Annotated in this window: 16 protein-coding genes; 4 read left to right on the top strand and 12 right to left on the bottom strand. The window is 69.6% G+C overall.

The window, feature by feature from the left end:
- Positions 1-305 precede the first annotated feature (305 nt).
- Complete coding sequence (locus BLS56_RS27735) at positions 306-1,463, bottom strand: serine hydrolase domain-containing protein (RefSeq protein ID WP_091456840.1); 1,158 nt, start codon at positions 1,461-1,463, stop codon at positions 306-308.
- Positions 1,464-1,710: 247 nt separating this feature from the next.
- Here BLS56_RS27735 and BLS56_RS27740 point away from each other — a divergent pair, with 247 nt between their 5' ends.
- Positions 1,711-2,901 (top strand): MFS transporter, encoded by a 1,191-nt coding sequence (locus BLS56_RS27740; RefSeq protein ID WP_091456843.1) that lies wholly within the window; start codon positions 1,711-1,713, stop codon positions 2,899-2,901.
- Here BLS56_RS27740 and BLS56_RS27745 read toward each other — a convergent pair.
- The 3 genes from BLS56_RS27745 to BLS56_RS27755 form a co-directional block, all read right to left on the bottom strand.
- Complete coding sequence (locus BLS56_RS27745) at positions 2,876-4,519, bottom strand: serine/threonine-protein kinase (protein WP_228771996.1); 1,644 nt, start codon at positions 4,517-4,519, stop codon at positions 2,876-2,878. The two genes, BLS56_RS27740 and BLS56_RS27745, sit on opposite strands and share 26 nt — an antisense overlap.
- Before the next feature lie 127 nt (positions 4,520-4,646).
- Positions 4,647-5,726 (bottom strand): aspartate-semialdehyde dehydrogenase, encoded by a 1,080-nt coding sequence (locus BLS56_RS27750; protein WP_091456844.1) that lies wholly within the window; start codon positions 5,724-5,726, stop codon positions 4,647-4,649.
- Positions 5,726-6,991: an aspartate kinase gene (locus BLS56_RS27755; protein ID WP_091456847.1), complete on the bottom strand. Its 1,266-nt coding sequence runs from the start codon at positions 6,989-6,991 to the stop codon at positions 5,726-5,728. The genes BLS56_RS27750 and BLS56_RS27755 overlap by 1 nt, the downstream gene beginning before the upstream one ends.
- A gap of 189 nt (positions 6,992-7,180) precedes the next feature.
- Between BLS56_RS27755 and BLS56_RS27760 the strand changes: the two genes are divergently transcribed.
- The 3 genes from BLS56_RS27760 (at position 7,181) to leuA (ending at position 11,150) form a co-directional block, all read left to right on the top strand.
- Entirely contained in the window at positions 7,181-8,416 is a 1,236-nt protein-coding gene (locus BLS56_RS27760; protein ID WP_228771990.1) for a hypothetical protein, read from the top strand.
- Complete coding sequence (locus tag BLS56_RS27765) at positions 8,406-8,987, top strand: nitroreductase family protein (protein WP_091456849.1); 582 nt, start codon at positions 8,406-8,408, stop codon at positions 8,985-8,987. Before BLS56_RS27760 ends, BLS56_RS27765 begins: the two co-directional genes overlap by 11 nt.
- A gap of 372 nt (positions 8,988-9,359) precedes the next feature.
- Entirely contained in the window at positions 9,360-11,150 is a 1,791-nt protein-coding gene (gene leuA / locus BLS56_RS27770; protein WP_091456851.1) for a 2-isopropylmalate synthase, read from the top strand.
- A 322-nt stretch (positions 11,151-11,472) separates the two neighbouring features.
- Here the strand turns inward: leuA and BLS56_RS27775 are convergent, their stop codons facing one another.
- The 8 genes from BLS56_RS27775 to BLS56_RS27810 all read right to left on the bottom strand — a co-directional run bounded on the left by BLS56_RS27775 (position 11,473) and on the right by BLS56_RS27810 (position 19,235).
- The gene (locus BLS56_RS27775; protein ID WP_091456853.1) at positions 11,473-12,495 is read right to left on the bottom strand and encodes an ABC transporter ATP-binding protein; all 1,023 of its coding nucleotides are present in this window, start codon (positions 12,493-12,495) and stop codon (positions 11,473-11,475) included.
- Positions 12,492-13,550 carry an ABC transporter ATP-binding protein gene (locus tag BLS56_RS27780; RefSeq protein ID WP_091456856.1) on the bottom strand — a complete coding sequence of 353 codons (1,059 nt, stop codon included), beginning with the start codon at positions 13,548-13,550 and terminating at the stop codon, positions 12,492-12,494. The genes BLS56_RS27775 and BLS56_RS27780 overlap by 4 nt, the downstream gene beginning before the upstream one ends.
- Positions 13,547-14,557, bottom strand: coding sequence for an ABC transporter permease (locus BLS56_RS27785; protein ID WP_091456985.1), 1,011 nt, complete (start codon positions 14,555-14,557; stop codon positions 13,547-13,549). The genes BLS56_RS27780 and BLS56_RS27785 overlap by 4 nt, the downstream gene beginning before the upstream one ends.
- A gap of 92 nt (positions 14,558-14,649) precedes the next feature.
- Positions 14,650-16,404 (bottom strand): ABC transporter substrate-binding protein, encoded by a 1,755-nt coding sequence (locus tag BLS56_RS27790; protein WP_091456859.1) that lies wholly within the window; start codon positions 16,402-16,404, stop codon positions 14,650-14,652.
- A gap of 57 nt (positions 16,405-16,461) precedes the next feature.
- The gene (locus tag BLS56_RS27795; RefSeq protein ID WP_091456861.1) at positions 16,462-17,466 is read right to left on the bottom strand and encodes an ABC transporter permease; all 1,005 of its coding nucleotides are present in this window, start codon (positions 17,464-17,466) and stop codon (positions 16,462-16,464) included.
- Positions 17,467-17,777: 311 nt separating this feature from the next.
- Positions 17,778-18,320: a uridine kinase family protein gene (locus BLS56_RS27800; protein WP_175483079.1), complete on the bottom strand. Its 543-nt coding sequence runs from the start codon at positions 18,318-18,320 to the stop codon at positions 17,778-17,780.
- Positions 18,317-18,913, bottom strand: a complete 597-nt coding sequence (gene recR / locus BLS56_RS27805) for a recombination mediator RecR (protein ID WP_091456990.1) — start codon at positions 18,911-18,913, stop codon at positions 18,317-18,319. The genes BLS56_RS27800 and recR overlap by 4 nt, the downstream gene beginning before the upstream one ends.
- A gap of 7 nt (positions 18,914-18,920) precedes the next feature.
- Positions 18,921-19,235: a YbaB/EbfC family nucleoid-associated protein gene (locus tag BLS56_RS27810; protein WP_228771997.1), complete on the bottom strand. Its 315-nt coding sequence runs from the start codon at positions 19,233-19,235 to the stop codon at positions 18,921-18,923.
- Positions 19,236-19,304: the final 69 nt, after the last annotated feature.

Genomic DNA, 19,304 nt, shown 5'->3' on the forward strand with positions numbered 1-19,304 from the left:
CGCACTCAAAGCCGCCAGATGCCAGAGGAGTGCTGCGGTGAACCCGCCCCCTGCCAAGCCCCACTGACGCTCGCCCCAGCACCCACCGGGTGGAGTGGCGAACCCGCCCTCCTGCCAGCCGGGCCCGAAGCTGCCGGGTGCTCGACGGGGTGGAGTGGTTTCTTCGGGGAGAAGGAAGATCGCCAAGCTGGCTCCGCACGTGTGCGGCCGAAGGCTTTCCCACCCGTCTTCCACACGGCGATCTTCCTTCGTAGGGGCCCCGAGGAAACCACTCCACCCCATCGAGCAAACCCCGGAACCCGAGATCAGCGGCGAACCAGGGCCTCGGTGACCACCCGAGCACTCGTCTCGGGCCAGTTCTTGTTTGTCAGGCTGGGTGGGCCGAGGCGGACGACCACGGTGTCCGAGCCTGGGTCGACCTGAACAGTCTGGCCGCCGAAGCCGATAGCCCAGTACATGTCCGCGGGCGCGTTCGGCACCATTCGCTCGCGGGGGGCGTTGGCGCTGTCCTCGCGGGTCATCGGGACCAGGGGGTCGGCGACGGCGCCGAGGTGGTTGAGCCACCACAGGTAGCCGTAAGACGAGGTGATGGGCTGGGACGGTTTGCCGGTCGCCTGGCCGACCCAGTGGCGGGGCACGATCTGCCGGTGGTTCCAGCGGCCGTCGTTGAGGAACAGGTGGCCGAAGCGGGCCAGGTCTTCGCAGGTGGACTGCATTCCGAAGAACATGTTGGTGTTGCCCGACGGGTCCTTGGTCAGGTGCGTGTCGCGCATTCCGATCGGGGCCAGCAGGTTCTTTTCCGCGTAGTCCGCGGGTTCGACGCCGGTGGACTTGCTCAGCACGTCGTCGAGGGTCTGGATGGCGGCGTTGTTGTATGTCCAGACGTCGCCGGGGCGGTGGTCCTGGGGGAGGGAGGCGCCCAGGGCGGTGCGGTCGGCGGCGGTGGGGAGGGCGCCGTAGTCGGTGGCCATGTCCCAGTGCCTGCCGGAGTTGTTGCTGAGCAGGTTCTTCACCGTGACCTGGGCAGCGGGGGTGCCCGCCCAGGCCGGGATGTACTTGGCCGCCTTGTCGTCGATATCCAACTTCCGGCGGGACTGGGCGATGCCGACCAGGGTGCTGGTGACCGATTTGGTGACCGAGAAGACCTCTTGGGCCGAGCCGGCGTTGGCGCCGTTCCAATACCACTCGCCGACGAGGCGGCCGTGGCGGATGACGACGAGGCAGTTCGAGCCGTCGGCTTGGGCGGCGGCGGCGATTTCGGCGAGTTTGGCCGGGTCGAAGCCCTCGGCTGCGGCGTCGGCGCGCTGCCATTCCGCGCCGGGATAGGTGCCCGTCCACCACTTCCCGCCCAGCGGTGTGCCCGTCCACGCGGAGGCGCCCGGCTGGGACGCGACGAGCGCACCGGCTGCGAGCATCACGGCGGTGGCGGTGGTGACGAGTTTGCGACGCGTGAAAACAGGCATCCTGCCCCTCCGGTTTTCCGATTCCGGAAAATATTGGCGGCACCGGCAAGCGGTTGTCAACGCCAACTTTCCGCTTTGTCACCTTTGAAAGCCAACGACATTGCCTGGGTTGACAAAGGCGGCATTTGTTGTCCATTTCGCGCAACGGACGTCAGCGGCCGTCGTTTCTGGAGTCAGTCAAGACAAGGTCCACCCGGTCGGGGTTATTCGGTTGACCGGCACCGGCCCGGCACGGTGGCATCAGGTCATGCGGAGTTATCGGCGAATGCTCGGCCTGCCCGGGATGCGGACGCTGATGATCCTGATGCTCTTCGCCCGGCTCCCCGCCTCCGCCGCGGGCATGGTGCTGACCCTGCACGTCGCGGTCGGGATGAAACGGGGCTACGGCGCGGCCGGGCTCGTCGGCGGGGTGGCGACCGTCGGCATCGCCCTCGGCGCGCCGGTCATGGGCCGGGTGGTCGACCGCTACGGGCTGCGGCCGATGCTGGTGCTCACCACCGTGGGCGAAGCCGCGTTCTGGCTCACCGCGCGGCACATGTCCTACCCGGTGCTGCTCGCCTGCGCGTTCGCTGGCGGGTTTCTCGTGCTGCCCGCGATGTCCATCGGCAGGCAGGCCATCGCCGCGCTGGTGCCGGTGGACCTGCGGCGCACGGCGTACTCGTTGGACTCGGTGTCGGTGGAGTTGACGTACATGGTCGGGCCCGCGATGGCGGTGCTGCTGGCCACGCAGGTCTCCACGGGCGTGGCGACCATCGGGGTCGGTGGCACGGTGGTCGCGGCCGGGGTGGCCCTGTTCGTGGTGAATCCCCGGGTTCGGGCCGCCCATGAGCAGGCGCACGGCAGCGAGCGCATCCCGCGCCGCGAGTGGCTTACCGCGCGCATGGTCGGGGTGTACGCGGTCGGCGCGGGCGCGGTGTTCGTGCTGGCGGGCACCGACGTGACGATGGTCGCGGCGCTGCGGGCGGCGGATCAGCTCGACTGGACCGGGGCGGTGGTCGCAGTCATCTGCGTGGCGTCCGCGGCCGGTGGCCTCGTGCACGGGGCGGTCCAGCGCTCGCTGCCGCAGGTGACGCTCATGGCCCTGCTCGGGCTGCTGGTCATCCCGGTCGGGCTGTTCGCCGGGCAGTGGTGGATGCTCGCGCTCGCCCTGGTCCCGAGCAGCGCTATGTGCGCGCCGACAGTCGCCGCTACCGGCGAAGAGGTAAGCAGGTTGGCGCCGCCCTCTATGCGCGGTGAGGCGACGGGCTTGCAGAGTTCGGCGTTCACTCTTGGCGCGGCTACCGGATCGCCGTTAGTGGGGTTCGTGGTCGACCACTCGTCGGCGGCGTGGGGGTTCGCGGTGGCCGGGATCGGCGGCGTGCTCGTCGCCGGGGCCGCTTGGGCGCTCGGCGCGGGCCGAACCGCCCGGACGCCTATTTCAGCAGGTAGCCCATCGTGAACTCGGTGGTCTTGCCCTCGCAGTTCGGGTCGCGCGAGTCGAAGTGGCTGCCGCCCTGGTTGCACCGCTGCAACGCGATGGTGCCCGGGACCTGCTTGGTGAAGATGTAGCCGAGGAACCCGAGCGTCTTCTGGCCCTCGCAGCCGCCGGTCTGGTCGGTCGAGGTGAACCGGTCCTCGCTGTTGCTGACCTGGCAGGCGAAGAGCTTGCGGGTGCCCGGCTCGGCGTCCTTCACCAGCGACCCGAGCGCCGACTCGCGGCTGAACCCGGCGGGCGGCGCGCCGGTGCCGCTGTAGTGCCAGCCGGACGGGTGGTTGTAGCGGATGAGAGCGACCGGAACCCGGGCGGGCTTGGTCGAGGTCGGCGCGGCACTCGACGACTGGCCGGGCTCGGACGGCGCGGCGCTGTCCGGCGCGCCCGAGGACGGCGCGGCCGCGGCGCCGCCGCTGGGCTGGACCACCGACACGGACACCGAGACCGACACCGACGGAGCCCCGGCCGAGACAGGGCCAGGGGCCGCGGTCCCCTGCGCGCCCTCGGCGTCCCGCGTCGTCGTGGTGGCGGGCTGCTCGTTGGCGACCTGCTGCGGCGCGGCCGTGCCCTTCTCGTCCTTCCCGGGGACCAGCAGGAACACCGCGGCGAGGCCCGCGACGACGACCCCGGCCGCGCCCGCGAACATCAGCGTGCGCTTCGACTTCTTCCGCGGCTCGTCCCAGGCGGGCTCGTCCCACTCGGGCTGCTGGTCCCACTTGTCGGCCTGGGCCACGGCGGGCCGGGTCGGCCGCCGCGGCTCGGCCACGACCGCGGTCGGCCCGGCCACGACGTGGGTCTCGTCGGTGATCGCGGACAGCACGTCGGTGGTTTCCGGGTCGCCGCCGCCCGACGCCGGGCCGAGCAGGCTCAGGACACCGCCCGCGGTGAGCCGGGCGTCCGGGTCGTGGTTGAGCAGGCCGAGCACGACCGAGGCGAGCGCCCCCTGCGCGCGCACCGGGCGCGGCTTGTCGAACATGATCGCGTGCAGGGTGGCCGCGGTGGTGGTGCGGGTGAACGGCGCCTGCCCCTCCACGGCGTGGAACAGCGTCGCCCCCAGCGCCCACAGGTCCGACGCCGGGCCGGGCGACGCCCCGGAGAACAGCTCCGGGGCCATGTAGCCGGGCGAGCCCATCATGCCGGTCGTGGTCAGCGCCGGGTCGTCCATGGCGCGGGCGATGCCGAAGTCGGCGAGCTTCACCCGGTCGCCGGGCAGCACCATGATGTTGCTCGGCTTGACGTCGCGGTGCACGATGCCCGCGGCGTGCGCGGTCCGCAGCGCGCCGATCACCTGCCGGGCGATCTCGCGCACCCGCGCGTCCGGCAGCGGGCCGCGGGCGAGCAGGTCGGCCAGGGTGGGCGCCTCGACCAACTCCATGACGATGTAGGCCGAGCCGTGCTCGGCGGTCACGTCGAACACGGTGACCACGGCCGGGTCGTTCAACCGGCCCGCGGTGCGCGCCTCGCGCAGCACGCGTTCGAGGAAGATCTCGCGCTCGCGGCCGCCGATGCCGGGCGGGATCGGGACCTCCTTGAGCGCGACCTGCCGCCCGATGACCTGGTCCTGCGCCCGCCACACGACGCCCATGCCGCCGCGGCCGAGTTCGCCGACGACCGCGTATCGGCCCGCGACCAGCTTCTGCTCCACCAGACCCCCCGAAACCCGAACGGCGCCCCCGTACGCATCGAATGCTACGAAGGCGCCGTCGAGGGGTTTACAGGCGGGCGGCGAGAGCCTCCGCGACCTCGTATGTGTTGAGCGCGGCGCCCTTGCGCAAGTTGTCGCCGCAGACGAAGAAGTCGAGCGTGTTGGGGAAGTCCAGCGCCTGGCGGACGCGGCCGACGTAGGTCGGGTCGCCGCCGACGACGTCGGCCGGGGTCGGGAACTCCCCGTTGGCCGGGTCGTCCACGAGCACGACCGACGGCTGCGCGCCGAAGATCTTGCGCGCTTCCTCGACGGTGACCGGGGAGGCGAAGGTGGCGTGCACGGCGAGCGAGTGCGTGGTGACCACCGGGACGCGCACGCAGGTCGCGGAGACCTTCAGGTCCGGGATGCCGAGGATCTTGCGGGACTCGTTGCGGACCTTGAGCTCCTCGCTGGCCCAGCCGTCCTCCTTGAGCGAGCCTGCCCAGGGCACGACGTTGAACGCCAGCGGCGCGGGGAACGGCGAGTCCTCCTGCGCCAGCCCGGCGGCGGCGAGCGCCGCGCGGACGTCGCCCGCCTTGGTGCCCAGGTTCTGGCCCGCGACGGCGGCGTACTCGGCGTAGAGGCGGTCGATGCCATCCTGGCCCGCGCCGGAAGCGGCCTGGTAGGAGGCGACGACCAGTTCGCGCAGCTCGAAGGCGTGGTGCAGCGCGCCGAGGGCGGCCATCATCGACAGGGTCGTGCAGTTGGGGTTGGCGATGATGCCTCTCGGATAAGACAGTCGGTCGCGCGTCAGATCCCCGTTGACCTCGGGGACGACCAGCGGCACGTCGTCGTCCATGCGGAACGCGCCCGAGTTGTCGACCGCGACCGCGCCGCGCTCGGCGGCGATCGGCGCCCACTGCGCGGACACCGCGTCGGGCACGTCGAACATGGCCACGTCCACGCCGTCGAAGACCTCCGGCGCGAGCGCGAGCACGGTCAGCTCCTCGCCGCGAACGGTGATCTTCTTGCCCGCCGAGCGCGGCGACGCGATCAGCCGCACCTCGCCCCACGGCCAGTTCTCCCGGCCGTTCAGGATGTCGATCATTACCGTGCCCACGGCGCCGGTAGCGCCGACCAGGGCCAAGGTAGGTGCTGCGTTTGTCACTACCGCCCACTTCCCGCATAAACGACAGCGGCCTCGTCGCCGCCCAGGTCAAACGCCTCGTGGATCGCGCGAACCGCCTCGTCAAGCTGGGTGTCGCGGATCAGGACCGAGATCCGGATCTCCGAGGTGTTGATGATCTCGATGTTCACGCCCGCCTTGGCCAGCGCCTCGCAGAAGGTCGCGGTGACCCCCGGGTGCGAGCGCATCCCGGCGCCGACCAGGGAGACCTTGCCCACGTGGTCGTCGTAGAGGACCTGGGTGAAGCCCAGTTCCTCGCGGATCTTCTCCAGCGCCTCGACCGCGGCCGGGCCGTTGCTCTTGGACAGGGTGAAGGTGATGTCGGTCTTGCCCGACACCGTGCTGGACACGTTCTGCAGCACCATGTCGATGTCGATCTCGGTGTCGGCCACGGTGCGGAAGATCCGCGCGGCGACGCCAGCGTGGTCGGGCACCCCCACCACGGTCACCTTGGCCTCGGACCGGTCGTGCGCGACACCGGTGATCATCGCCTGTTCCACGGTCAAGTCCTCCACTGCTCCGGTGACGAGCGTCCCGGCCTTGGTGCTGTACGACGAACGGACATGAATGGGCACGCCATAGCGGCGCGCGTACTCGACGCAGCGAAGCATGAGCACCTTGGCCCCGCTCGCGGCCATCTCCAGCATCTCCTCGTAGGTGACCTGGTCGAGGCGCTTGGCGTCGGGCACGATCCGCGGGTCGGCGGAGTAGACGCCGTCCACGTCGGTGTAGATCTCGCAGACGTCGGCGTTGAGCGCGGCGGCCAGCGCCACCGCGGTCGTGTCGGAGCCGCCCCGGCCCAGGGTCGTGATGTCCTTGGTGTCCTGGCTCACACCCTGGAATCCGGCGACGAGCACGATGTAGCCCTCGTCCAGCGCGGTCTGCACCCGGCTGGGGGTGACGTCGATGATCCGCGCCTTGCCGTGCCGGGATGTGGTGATCACACCCGCCTGGGAGCCGGAGAACGAGCGGGCCTCCGCGCCGAGCGCGCTGATCGCGATCGCCACCAGCGAGTTGGAGATGCGCTCACCGGCGGTGAGCAGCATGTCCATCTCGCGCTCCGGCGGCACCGGGTTGACCTGTTTCGCGAGGTCGACCAGTTCGTCGGTGGTGTCACCCATCGCGGAGCAGACCACGACCACGTCGTTCCCCGCTTTGCGGGTGGCCACGATCCGCTCGGCCACCCGTTTGATCCGGTCCGCGTTCTCCAGCGAGGAACCGCCGTACTTCTGGACGACGAGCGCCACTGCGTGCAACCTCCTCAGGCCGTGCGCGATTCGGCGGCCGGGACGGCCGTCGCCGCACATCGGACCGAGCGTACCCGCGCCATCCCGCCGTCCCCGGGGGTTCTGTGGCCGTTGCCACTTCACCCCCCGTTGGGGTCGGTCCCACTACTGTTGGACACCGAATCAACCAGCCGCGGGGGAAGGATCCGGGTGTCCGCGACGGAAATGACGCGCACCGGAGCCGAAGAGGCGCCGGAGACACAGGCAGAGGGCCCGGCGACGACGGGCCCGCAGGCGTCGGCGGGCCGGTCGCGCAGATGGACCGCGGCCAGGGCGCTGCGGCTGCTCACCCCCGCGCTGGTCTTCCTCGGCATCCGCCAGGTCGGGCTGCTCGTGCTGAGCTGGATGGCCGGGGAGAACGACCGGCAGGTGGGCCCCACGCTGCGCTCGTGGGACGGCGAGTGGTTCCTGGCCATCGCCGAGAAGGGCTACGCGGGCGTCCCGCACAACCTGGTCGACGCGCACGGCACGCGCAGCGACGAGACCCCGCTGGCGTTCTTCCCCGGCTACCCGAAGCTGGTGGGCTGGCTGCACGACCTGGGCTTCGCGCTGGTGCCCGCGGCGCTGGCGGTGACCATCGTGTCCGGCGTGGTGTGCGCCTACGGGCTGACCCGGCTGGGCGCGCTGGTCCGCGGCGGGTCGCGGCGGACCAGCCTGATCCTGGTCGCGCTGTTCGCCGCGTCGCCGATGGCGATCGTGCTGTCCATGACGTACTCGGAGGCCCTGTTCTGCGCCTTCGCGGTGTGGGCGCTGGTGTTCGTCCTGGAGCGGAACTGGATCGGCGCCGGGCTGTGCGCGGCGGCGGCGGGCCTGGTCCGGCCCACCGCGGCGGCGCTGATCCTGGCCGTCGGGCTGGCGGCGCTGGTCGCGGTCATCAAGCGGCGGGACGGCTGGCGGCCGTGGGTGGGCGGCCTGCTCGCCCCGCTCGGCCTGGTCGGGTACCTGGCCTGGGTGGGCACCAGGACCGGCGAGTGGAACGGCTGGTTCGCCCTGCAGCGGCGCGGCTGGGACTCCGGCTTCGACGGCGGCTCGGCCACCCTGCGGTTCAGCGTCGAGGTGCTGTCCGACGCGCGGTCGGTGCTGGAGGTGGCCACGGTCGGGCTGATCGTGGTGGCGCTGGCGCTGCTGGTGATCGGCTTCCGGCGGCGGCTGGAGTGGCCGCTGCTGGTGTACTCCCTGGGCGTGCTGGTGATGGACCTGTGCTCCAACGGCATGATGAACTCCAAGGTCCGGCTCATGGTGCCCGCGTTCACCCTGCTGGTGCCGCTGGCGCTGGCGCTGGCGAAGCGACGGACCTCGACGATGGTCCTGGCACTGGCCGCGGTCGCGCTGACCGGCTCCTGGTTCGGCGCGTACGGCGTGACGGCGTGGGGCTATGCGATCTGATCCGCACGAGTTGATCGCCGCCCGGTGGAGTCCGCGGGCGCTGGACCCGGCCGGGGTGGTGCCCGCCGACGCGCTGCTGCGGATGCTGGAGGCGGCCAGGTGGGCGCCCTCGTACGGCAACACCCAGCCCGCCCGGTACCTGGTCGGCCCGCGCGGGACGGCCACGTTCGACCGGATTCTGGCGCTGCTCAACCGGGGCAACCAGGCCTGGGCCGGGAACGCGGGGGCGCTGCTGGTGGCGTGCGCGCAGACCGAGAACGCCAAGGGCGCCGTGCCCTACGCCGAGTACGGGGTGGGGCTGGCCACGGAGAACCTGGTGCTGCAAGCCGTCGCCGAGGGTTTGGTCGCGCACCAGATGGCCGGGTTCGACGCGCCGGGCGTGGCCAGGGAGTTCGGGCTGCCCGCGTCGGTCGTGCCGCTTACCGCGATCGCGGTAGGCGTGCTCGGGTCGCCCGACCTGCTACCGGAGGACCGTAGGGCGCGAGAGACCGCGCCCAGGACACGCCTACCGCTGCGCGAAACCGCGTTTACCGGCGACTGGGGAACACCGTTCAGCCCAGACGGCGAATGAGCCGGTTGCCCACCGACGACACGACCAGCCAGAACACCGCGGCGAGCCCGAGGTTCACCACGACGTCCGGTCACTATCCGCGCCGCGGCTCCTCGATTGCCGGTGCCATGCCCTCTGCTTGTGGTCATATCGGGAAAGTGCCCCTGACCTCGGAGTCCTCAACTACTCCGAGCAGCCCAACGCGATCCGCCGTCCAGCATGTGGACAGCCCGGTTACGTGACCGCGCGGAGTCTGGTTACTCTGGGCTGGTGGCGCGTGCACTCCTGCTTCTCCGCCGCGACGGGGCCTGACCAGACCGGCTCCCCGTCGCGGAGTTCGGCGTTGCCGCCGGTCGCTGTCCAGCAACCGAACAGCAGCAGGAGTTCCCTGACATGAGCACCGATCCCGCCGCCTACTCCGCCGCCAGCCGCCTGCGGATGCCCGCGCGGCCCATCCCGGCCGGTCAGCCCGCCTGGAACCCGCAGCGCGGCAGTTCCATGCCGTTCCACCGGTACAAGCCCTTCCATGAGCTGGTGGAGCCGATCGACCTGCCCGACCGCACGTGGCCCGCGACCCGGATCACCAAGGCCCCGCTGTGGTGCGCGGTCGACCTGCGCGACGGCAACCAGGCGCTGATCGACCCGATGTCGCCGGTCCGCAAGCGGCGCATGTTCGACCTGCTGGTGCGGATGGGCTACAAGGAGATCGAGGTCGGCTTCCCGGCGGCCAGCCAGACCGACTTCGACTTCGTCCGCGAGATCATCGCCGAGGGCGCCGTCCCGGAGGACGTGCGCGTCCAGGTGCTCACCCAGGCCAGGCCCGAGCTGATCGAGCGCACCTTCGAGGCCCTGGAAGGCGCGCACAGCGCCATCGTGCACCTGTACAACTCGACGTCGATCCTGCAGCGGCGGGTGGTGTTCCGCCAGGACCGCGACGGCATCACGAAGATCGCCACCGACGGCGCGGAAACCGTGCTGGCCTTCGCCGAGAAGTACGGCGACACCGACTTCCGCTTCGAGTACTCCCCGGAGTCCTACACCGGCACGGAACTGTCGTACGCGGTCGAGGTGTGCAACGCGGTGGCCCAGGTGTGGCAGCCGACCCCGGACCGGCCGATGATCGTGAACCTGCCCGCGACGGTCGAGATGGCCACCCCCAACGTCTACGCCGACTCCATCGAGTGGATGCACCGCAACCTCGACAACCGCGAGTCGCTGATCCTGAGCCTGCACCCGCACAACGACCGCGGCACCGGCGTCGCCGCGGCGGAACTGGGCTACCAGGCTGGCGCCGACCGCATCGAGGGCTGCCTGTTCGGCAACGGCGAGCGCACCGGCAACGTCGACCTGGTCACCCTCGGCATGAACCTGTTCAGCCAGGGCATCGACCCGCAGATCGACTTCTCCGACATCGACGAGATCCGCCGCACGGTCGAGTACTGCAACCAGCTCCCGGTGGCCGAACGCCACCCCTGGGGCGGCGACCTGGTGTTCACCGCGTTCTCCGGCAGCCACCAGGACGCCATCAACAAGGGCTTCGACGCCCTCCACGCCGACGCGGACGCCGCGGGCGTGCCGGTGGACGACCACCCGTGGGAGGTCCCGTACCTGCCCATCGACCCGAAGGACGTCGGCCGCTCCTACGAGGCGGTCATCCGGGTCAACTCCCAGTCCGGCAAGGGCGGCGTCGCCTACGTCATGAAGACCGAGCACCAACTGGCCCTGCCCCGCAGGCTCCAGATCGAGTTCTCCCAGATCATCCAGGCCGTCACCGACAGCGAAGGCGGCGAGGTGAGCCCCAAGGAGATGTGGGACGTCTTCGCCACCGAGTACCTGGACCGGATCTCCCCCCTGCGCCTGCGCCGCAACCGAATCACCGACGACGGCGAAGGCCGGGACGAGATAGCGGCAACGGTCGAGGTAGAGGGCGAAGACCACGAGATCACCGGCGCGGGCAACGGCCCCATCGCCGCCTTCGTGGACGCCCTGACCACAGTCGGCTACGACGTCCGAGTCCTCGACTACTCCGAACACGCCCTCACCGCGGGCGACGACGCCCGAGCGGCGGCCTACGTCGAATGCACCGTAGGCGACAAAGTCCTGTGGGGCGTCGCCGTGGACAGCTCCATCGTCACAGCCTCCCTCCGCGCGGTCGTGTCAGCGGTGAACCGAGCCCACAAGTAACCCCACCCCAGCAACACCCGGAAGGCCACCTTCGAGACCCCCAACAGTCTCGAAGGTGGCCTTCCTTCAAGCCCTGCCCTGCCCTGCCCTGCCCTCAAGCACACCCAACAAAAGGCACCCTGCCGTCAACCGCGCCCCCTGCCAGGCAGAACCAACCCTGCCAGGTGCTCGATGGGGTGGAGTGGTTTCTTTGGGGGTGAAGGAAGATCCCTAAACTCGCCGTGGTCGTGGGGCCGAAGGCTCCCCACCCGTCTTTCCCACGACGGGATCTTCCTTCGTAGGGGCCCCAAAGAAACCACTCCACCCCATCGAGCAAACCCGCTCAGACCGACCCACCGACGTTCTCCGGAAAGTGGCAAGCCGCCCGATGCCCCGGAGCGAGTTCCGCCAGCGCCGGTTCCTCGACCTTGCACACTTCCTGCGCCTTCCAGCACCGCGTGTGGAACCGACATCCCACGGGCGGATTGATCGGACTGGGCACGTCTCCCTGCAACCGGATACGTTCCCGCCGGGTCCGCCGAGAGGTGTCCGGGACAGGCACAGCGGACAGCAAAGCGACCGTATACGGGTGCATGGGCCGCTCATACAGCGACGTCCGGTCAGCGATCTCCATGATCTTGCCCAGGTACATCACCGCGACCCGGTCCGACACATGCCGAACGACAGACAGATCGTGCGCGATCATCACGTAAGTCAGGTTGAACTCGTCCTGCAGGTCCTCCAGCAGGTTGACCACCTGAGCCTGAATGGACACATCCAAAGCGGACACCGGCTCGTCCGCCACGATGAGCTTGGGCTTGAGCGCAAGCGTCCGCGCGATACCGATCCGCTGACGCTGCCCGCCGGAGAACTCGTGCGGATAACGGTTGTAGTGCTCAGGGTTGAGTCCCACCAGCTCCAGCAAATCCTGCACCGCCCGTTTGACACCGTTCTCGGGCCGCACCTTCTGCAACCGGAAGGGAGCGCCGACGATCGTGCCGACCGTGTGCCGGGGATTCAGCGACGAGTAAGGGTCCTGGAAGATCATCTGGACGTCGCACCGCAAGGGCCGCATAGCGCTCATCGACAGGTGGCTGATATCGCGGCCGTCAAGGACTATCTTGCCTGAGGTCGGTTCCAGCAGGCGGGTGAGCAGCCGCCCGGTCGTCGTCTTCCCACAGCCGGATTCGCCGACGAGGGAAAGGGTTTCACCCCGGTTGACCGAGAAGGTCAGGCCGTCGACCGCCTGGACCGCGCCAACCTGGCGTTGCAGAATGCCTCGGCGGATCGGGAAGTGCTTGCGCAGGCCCGTGACGGACAGCAGTTCCCCGGCCGGTTTCGGTGTGCTCACGGCGTCCTCGCTCACAGCTTCGGCCTGATCTCTTCGTCCCAGATGTGGTGGCGGTCCTCGGTGGGGAGGTGGCAGGCGATGTGGTGGCCGCCGCCGATGTCGCGGAACTCGGGGCGCTCGGTGAAGCTGAGGTCGCCGTTGCGGCCCGCGTACGCGCAGCGCGGGTTGAACGGGCAGCCGTCCGGCACGTTGATCAGGCTGGGCGGGGTGCCCTTGATCGGCTGCAGGCGTTCGCTGCGTTCGCGGTCGAGGCGGGGCATGGAGCCGAGCAGGCCCCAGGTGTAGGGGTGCTGCGGGGAGTTGAAGATATCGGTGGCGGTGCTGTGTTCCACCGCGCGGCCCGCGTACATGACCATGATGTCGTCGGCGAGTTCGGCGACCACGCCGAGATCGTGGGTGATGAGGACGACGGCCGAGTCGAACTCCTGCTGCAGATCCCGGATCAGGTCGAGAATCTGCGCCTGGACGGTCACGTCGAGCGCGGTGGTCGGCTCGTCGGCGATGAGCAGTTCCGGGTCGCAGGACAGCGCCATCGCGATCATCGCCCGCTGCCGCATACCGCCGGAGAACTGGTGCGGGTAATCGTCCACTCGCGACTTCGGGTTCGGGATTCCCACGCGCGCCAACAGGTCGATCGCGTGCTTGCGGGCGACCTGTTTGGCCACCTTGTTGTGGACCCGGTACGCCTCGACGATCTGGGCGCCGACCGTGTAGTACGGGTGCATCGCCGAGAGTGGGTCCTGGAAGATCATCGCCATGCGCTTTCCGCGCAGCAGGCGGACTTTCTCCCGGTCCATGCCGACCAGGTTCCGGCCGTCGAGCAGGATCTCGCCGCTGATCCGGGCCGCGCCCTCCTTGTGCAGCCCCATGATCGACAGGCTGGTCACGCTCTTGCCGGAGCCGGACTCGCCCACGATGCCCAGGGTTTTGCCGCGCTCGACGCTGAACGACAGGTCGTCCACGGACTTGACCACGCCGTCGTCGGTCGGGAAGTGCACCCGCAGGTTCCGCACTTGCAGGAACGGCAGGCCCGCGCCGCTGTCGAGGCTGTCTTCTGGAATGTGGCTCACTTGCGCACCCTCGGGTCGACGACGGCGTAGAGGAGGTCCACGATCAGGTTCGCGACCACGACGAAGAACGCGGCCAGGATCGTCACCCCCATGACCTTCGGCAGGTCGTAGTTGAGGATTCCCTCGATGGCGTACTTGCCCAAGCCCTGCAAGGAGAACGCGCTCTCGGTGAGGATCGCGCCGCCGAGCAGCAGGCCGACGTCCAGGCCGAAGATCGTCAGGATCGGGGTCAGCGCGCCGCGCAGCCCATGGCGGACGACAACAGTGCGTTCGGGCAGTCCTTTCGCCCGCGCGGTGCGGATGAAGTCCTCGTTCATCGTCTCCAGCATCCCGGCTCTGGTCAGCCGGGCATACTGGGCGGAGAACAGCAGCGCGAGCGTGATCCACGGCAGCAGCAGGTTGTAGGCCCACTCGCCGGGGTTCTCCAGGAACGGGGTGTACGCGCCGCCGACCGCGGTCCACCCGAGGTTGTAGGAGAAGACCGAGAGGGAAAGCAGGCCGGTGAAGAAGATCGGCAGCGACACGCCTGCCAGGGACACGCCCATCGCCACGCGGTCGAAGATGGTTCCCTTGCGCAGCGCGGAAAGCGTGCCGACGGCAAGTCCGGCGAGCAGCCACAGCACCGCGGCGCCGACCGCGAGGGACAGCGTCACCGGTATCCGGTCGAGCAGGTCCGGCCAGACGGGTTGGTTGGTGCGGAAGGAATACCCGAGGCATGGGGCCGGGCAGTGCTCGACGGCCGGGCCGTAGTCGTAGTCCGCGCCGACGAAGATTCCCTTGACCCAGTTCCAGTACTGGACGACGACCGGGTCGTAGAAGCCCAACTTCTCCGCGGTGGCCCGGATCGTGTCCGGCGTGCTCGTGCGGCCGACATAGCGCGTGGCCAGGGTCTCCGGCGTCGCGCCGAGCAGCTTCGGCGTCACGAAGAAAATCGAGAACGTCACCGCGCTCACGACGAACAGCAGCACGATCGCCGCGAACAGCCGCCGGATGATGTATGCGATCACAGTGGCCGGCATCGGCGGCGGGCCAGGGAGGTCGCCCCTGGCCCGCCGCCGCTCGCCTTCACCTGCCTAACTTCGAGTCACGACAGAGGGAATCAGGCCAAGCCCAGGGCGAGGTAGTCGTACATGTTGTACGCGTCGGACACGAACACGTTCGTCAGTCCCTTGCCGCGCAACAGAAGGCTCTTGGCGTGGACACCCGGCAGGATGACCGCCTCCTCCATGACGCGCTTGTCGATCGCGCCCCACATGGCCTCGCGCTTGGCCTTGTCGGTCTCGGCGATGGCATCGTCCAGCATCTTGTCGACCTCGGGGATGCGCACGGAGGTGTTGGACGAGCCACCGGTCTCCCGGATGACGCGGCTGTCGACGATCTGCGACAGGAAGCCGAAGCCGTCGTTCCAGTCCGCGCCCCAGCCGTTGGTCGCCAGGCCGAGGTTGTTGGCCTTGACGTACGGCGGGTTGCCCGCGAACTGCGCGAAGTAGTCGCCCTGCGGGAATCCCTTGAGCGTCAGCTTGATGCCGACCCGGCCGAGCGCGGCCTGCAGCGACTCCGCGGTGGCCTTCTCCTTCGGGCGCTCGGCCCGGTAGGCGATGTTGGTCTCGAAGCCGTCCGGCTTCCCGCACGCGGCAAGGGCTTCCTTGGCCTTGGCGATGTCGCCCTTGTTGTCCGGGCCAGCGGGGTACAGGTCGAACTTCTGCGCGCCGGGGATCTGCGGCGGCAGCAGGGTCGTGGCGATGTCGCCGCCGGAGAACACGCCGCCGTACGCGGTCTGGTAGCCGGTCCGGTCCGCGGCGTACTCGATCGCCTTGCGGCACTCGATGTTGTCCAGCGGGGCCACGGTCGGGTTGATCGAGGTGTACCACAGGCGCGCGCTCGTCGGGTTGTCCGCCGACGCCTTGAGCGCCGGGTCGCCCAGCACCCTGGGCAGCGACGCGGGCTGCACGCCGGTGCCGGTGATGTCGACGTGCAGGTCGCCGGAGATCAGCCGGTTGTCGATGTCGTCGGCGTTGACGTTCATCGTCACCTCGTAGCCGTCCGGCAGCGCCCTGCGGTTCGGGTCGGTCGCCGGGTCCCACTGGTCGTTGCGGACCAGCTTGAAGCTCTTGTCGATCTCGTTGTCCTGGAACTTGTACGGGCCGGTCGAGATGACGTGCTCGCGGTACTTCGCGCCGGTGTCCTTGGCCTCGGGGACCGGGACCGTCTGCGGAAGGTGCGCGAAGTAGTCGAAGCCGCCGAACGGCTTCTTGAGGTGGAACACGATCGTCCGGTCGTCCGGGGTCTCGATCGCGGAGTTGGTGTCCATGTCCTTGGTCTTGTACGGACCCTGGTATCCCTCGGGCAGGTTCAGGTAGCCCTCGAAGTACGCGGGTCCGTTCGGGAAAGTCTCCTTGTCGGTGGACCGCAGGACAGCGTGCTTGACGTCCTTGGACGTGACCGGGGTGCCGTCTTCGTACTTGACGCCCGCGCGCAGCTTGTACGTCCAGGTCTTGCCCTCGTCGCCGGACACGCCAAGGGACTCGGCGAGGTCGGGCACCAGTTCGTTGCTCGCGCCGCCGGGAGCGGGCTTGAACATCAGCAGTGACCGGCCGTAGAGGCGCAGGAAGTTCCACGCGTAGCTGTAGTACGTCTCGCCCGGGTCGAGGGAGTCCCACGTGCCCGCGTTGGCGATCTTGATGATTCCGCCCTTCTTGTCCGAAGGGTTGAACGTGGTGGTCAGTGCCGCGTTGAAGGCCGGTGTGGTGGTGCCGCCGTCGCCGCCGTTGGAGCTGGTGCCGCCACAGGCGGACAGCGCCATCGCGACAGCCGCGCCCGCGGCGACCGCGGTAACCAAGCGCTTGCTGTTCATTGTGCTGTAGCACCCCTTCTTTCCAGGAGCATCCGGACTGGCGTTGTTTGCCATCACCTATCGGGCCCGGGGGTCGAGCGCGTCGCGCAGGCCGTCGCCGAACAGGTTGAACGCGAGCACGGTCACGAAGATGGCGAGACCGGGCCAGAGCATGAAGTGCGGCATCGTGTAGTAGCGGGACGCGTCGGAGAGCATCCCGCCCCAGGTCGCGGTGGGCGCGTTGATGCCGACCCCGAGGAACGACAGCGCCGACTCGAACAGGATGTTCGTCGGGATCAGCAGCGTCGCGTACACCAGGATCGGGGCGACCAGGTTGGGCAGCAGCTCCCGGAAGAGAATGTGCGGGCCGCGCGCGCCGAGGCTGCGGGCGGCGTCGACGAACTCGCGCTCGCGCAGCGACAGCGTCTGGCCGCGCACGATCCGGCCGATGTAGGGCCAGTTGAAGAACCCGATGATGAAGGTCAGCATCCCGATGCGGACCGTCTCCGACGACAGGCCGAACGCGGTGTCCGGCATGACCCCGACCAGCGCCATGGCGAAGACCAGCAGCGGGAACGCCAGGAACACGTCCATCGCGCGGCTGATCAGAGTGTCGACCCAGCCGCCGAAGTAGCCCGCGACGACGCCAAGGGTGGTGCCGATGACGACCGAGAGCAGGGTCGCGAGCGAGGCGATGAGCAGCGAGATCCAGGAGCCCGCGAAGATCCGGGCGAGGATGTCGCGGCCGTTGACCGGCTCGACGCCCAGCGGGTGGTCGGCGCTCATGCCGCCGAAGGTCCCCTTCGGGGCGAGCGTGCCGAACTCGGTGTCGATCAGGTCCTGGTGGAACTCGTTGGGGTGAACCACGTTGAACACGCGGTCGAGCAGCAGCGCGGCCACCGCGGCCAGGATGAGCAGCACGATCACGACCGCGCCCGCGATGGCGACCTTGTCGCGGCGCAGCCGCAGCCAGGCGATCTGGCCGAGCGAGCGGCCCTGGATCGCCTTCTTGCCCATGCCCTTGAGCGCGGCCTCCGGTTCGGCGACCGCGCCGGACCCGGTGACCTCGGGTGGGGCGGTCATGCCGTGCGCCGCCCCCGGCCGGGCGCGACGAGTCGTCGGCCGCCGTCACCGGCGTCCGGTCGACCAAGTCGCGCTGATCGCTGGTAAGCCATCACACACTCCTCGTGTCCGGTCTCGCTGCTCCGAGTCTCCGGGATCTCACCGTGTGGTCGCCGACCATAGCCGCTTGCGCCGTGATCACTTGGCGGTTCGAGGTCACGATCCGGCCAACTGCCATACACAGAATGAGCAATCCGCGCCTGTTTACGGACTGAGGGTGACATTCGGCGGAACATTGTCCGCTGAACGGACGGCAGTACTGCGGTGACCGGTCACACAACGACGTGAGCGGACGCTCGCTCCCGAGTGCCGTCGACGGCGAACCAGCCCGCCTCGAACGCCTGCCACCGGGTGAGCACGGCCCGGCTCCGCTCGCCGTCGCGGGCCACCGACCGGGCCAGGCGCGCGGCGGGATCGGGCAGCTCGCACCAGAACAGCCGGGACAGCAGCGGCCCCACCGAACGGCGACCGGCGGACACGCCCTCGACGACGAGCACAGCGGGGACCGCGACGTCGACCCACTCGCCGGGCGCAGGCGTGCCATCGAGCCAGCGCGTGCGCTGGTATCGACCGGGTACACCTTCGCGCAGGGGCGCCAAGACGCCGGAAACCAGGCGCGGCCACCAGGCCACCGGGTCGTCCCAGGTGGCGAAGTCGTCGGTGGACACCACGGCGGCACGCTCGCCCAGAGCCGTCACAAGAGCGGCCGCGAACGTGCTCTTACCCGAACCCGACGGCCCGTCGACGGCGACAAGGCGCACCGCACCCAACCGGGCGGGAGCGGCTAAGACCGAGTCGGCGAACTCGCCGATCACACCGTACGGCGGCCCGAGAGCGCGCGGCCCAGGGTGAGCTCGTCGGCGAACTCCAGGTCACCGCCCATCGGCAGCCCCGACGCGAGCCGGGTGACGGTCAGGCCGGGGAAGTCGCGCAGCATCCGCACCAGGTACGTGGCCGTCGCCTCGCCCTCGGTGTTCGGGTCCATGGCCAGGATGACCTCGGTGACCTCCTGCGACCCGATACGCGTCAGCAGCTGCCGGATGCGCAGCTGCTCCGGCCCGATCCCGGACAACGGGTCGAGCGCGCCGCCGAGCACGTGGTAGCGGCCCTTGAACTCCCGGGTGCGCTCGATGGCCAGGACGTCCTTGGGCTCCTCCACCACGCACACCGCCGACGGGTCGCGCCGGGCGTCGCGGCAGATCCGGCAGGTGGCCTCCGCGGAGACGTTGCCGCAGACGTCGCAGAACACCACGCCGTCCTTGACCTTCTGCAGCGCTTCCTGCAACCGGGTCACGTCCGCCGGTTCCGCGCCGAGCAGGTGGAAGGCGATCCGCTGCGCGCTCTTCGGCCCGACCCCGGGCAGACGCCCCAGCTCGTCGATCAGATCCTGGACCGGGCCCTCGTACAACGCGCCCTCACAGCCCCGGGATGCCGAGGCCGCCGCCGCCGAGACCACCGGCGAGCGGGCCCATCTTGTCCTCGGCGAGCTTCTGGGCGTTGTTGCCCGCGTCGCGGACCGCGGCGACCACCAGGTCGGCCAGGGTCTCGGTGTCGTCGGGGTCGACCACCTTCGGGTCGATGACCAGCGCCTTGAGCTCGCCTGCGCCGGACACCGTCGCGGTCACCAGGCCGCCGCCCGCGCTTCCGGTGACCTCGGCGTCGGCCAGTTCCTGCTGCGCGGTCAGCAACTGCTCCTGCATCTTCTGCGCCTGCGCCAGGATCGCCTGCATGTCGGGTGCGCCGCCTCCGGGAAACACCGCGGCCCCTCTCGTCTCGGGTACGACACCGGGACTACTTCG

This window comes from Actinokineospora iranica (assembly GCF_900101685.1).
Classification (GTDB): domain Bacteria; phylum Actinomycetota; class Actinomycetes; order Mycobacteriales; family Pseudonocardiaceae; genus Actinokineospora; species Actinokineospora iranica.

Coding starts and splice junctions, on each gene's coding strand:
- BLS56_RS27790 (WP_091456859.1), bottom strand. CDS start 16,404: ATGAACAGCAAGCGCTTGGTTACCGCGGTCGCCGCGGGCGCGGCTGTC.
- BLS56_RS27735 (WP_091456840.1), bottom strand. CDS start 1,463: ATGCCTGTTTTCACGCGTCGCAAACTCGTCACCACCGCCACCGCCGTG.
- BLS56_RS27745 (WP_228771996.1), bottom strand. CDS start 4,519: ATGGGCGTCGTGTGGCGGGCGCAGGACCAGGTCATCGGGCGGCAGGTC.
- leuA (WP_091456851.1), top strand. CDS start 9,360: ATGAGCACCGATCCCGCCGCCTACTCCGCCGCCAGCCGCCTGCGGATG.
- BLS56_RS27810 (WP_228771997.1), bottom strand. CDS start 19,235: ATGCAGGCGATCCTGGCGCAGGCGCAGAAGATGCAGGAGCAGTTGCTG.
- BLS56_RS27740 (WP_091456843.1), top strand. CDS start 1,711: ATGCGGAGTTATCGGCGAATGCTCGGCCTGCCCGGGATGCGGACGCTG.
- BLS56_RS27765 (WP_091456849.1), top strand. CDS start 8,406: ATGCGATCTGATCCGCACGAGTTGATCGCCGCCCGGTGGAGTCCGCGG.
- BLS56_RS27795 (WP_091456861.1), bottom strand. CDS start 17,466: ATGACCGCCCCACCCGAGGTCACCGGGTCCGGCGCGGTCGCCGAACCG.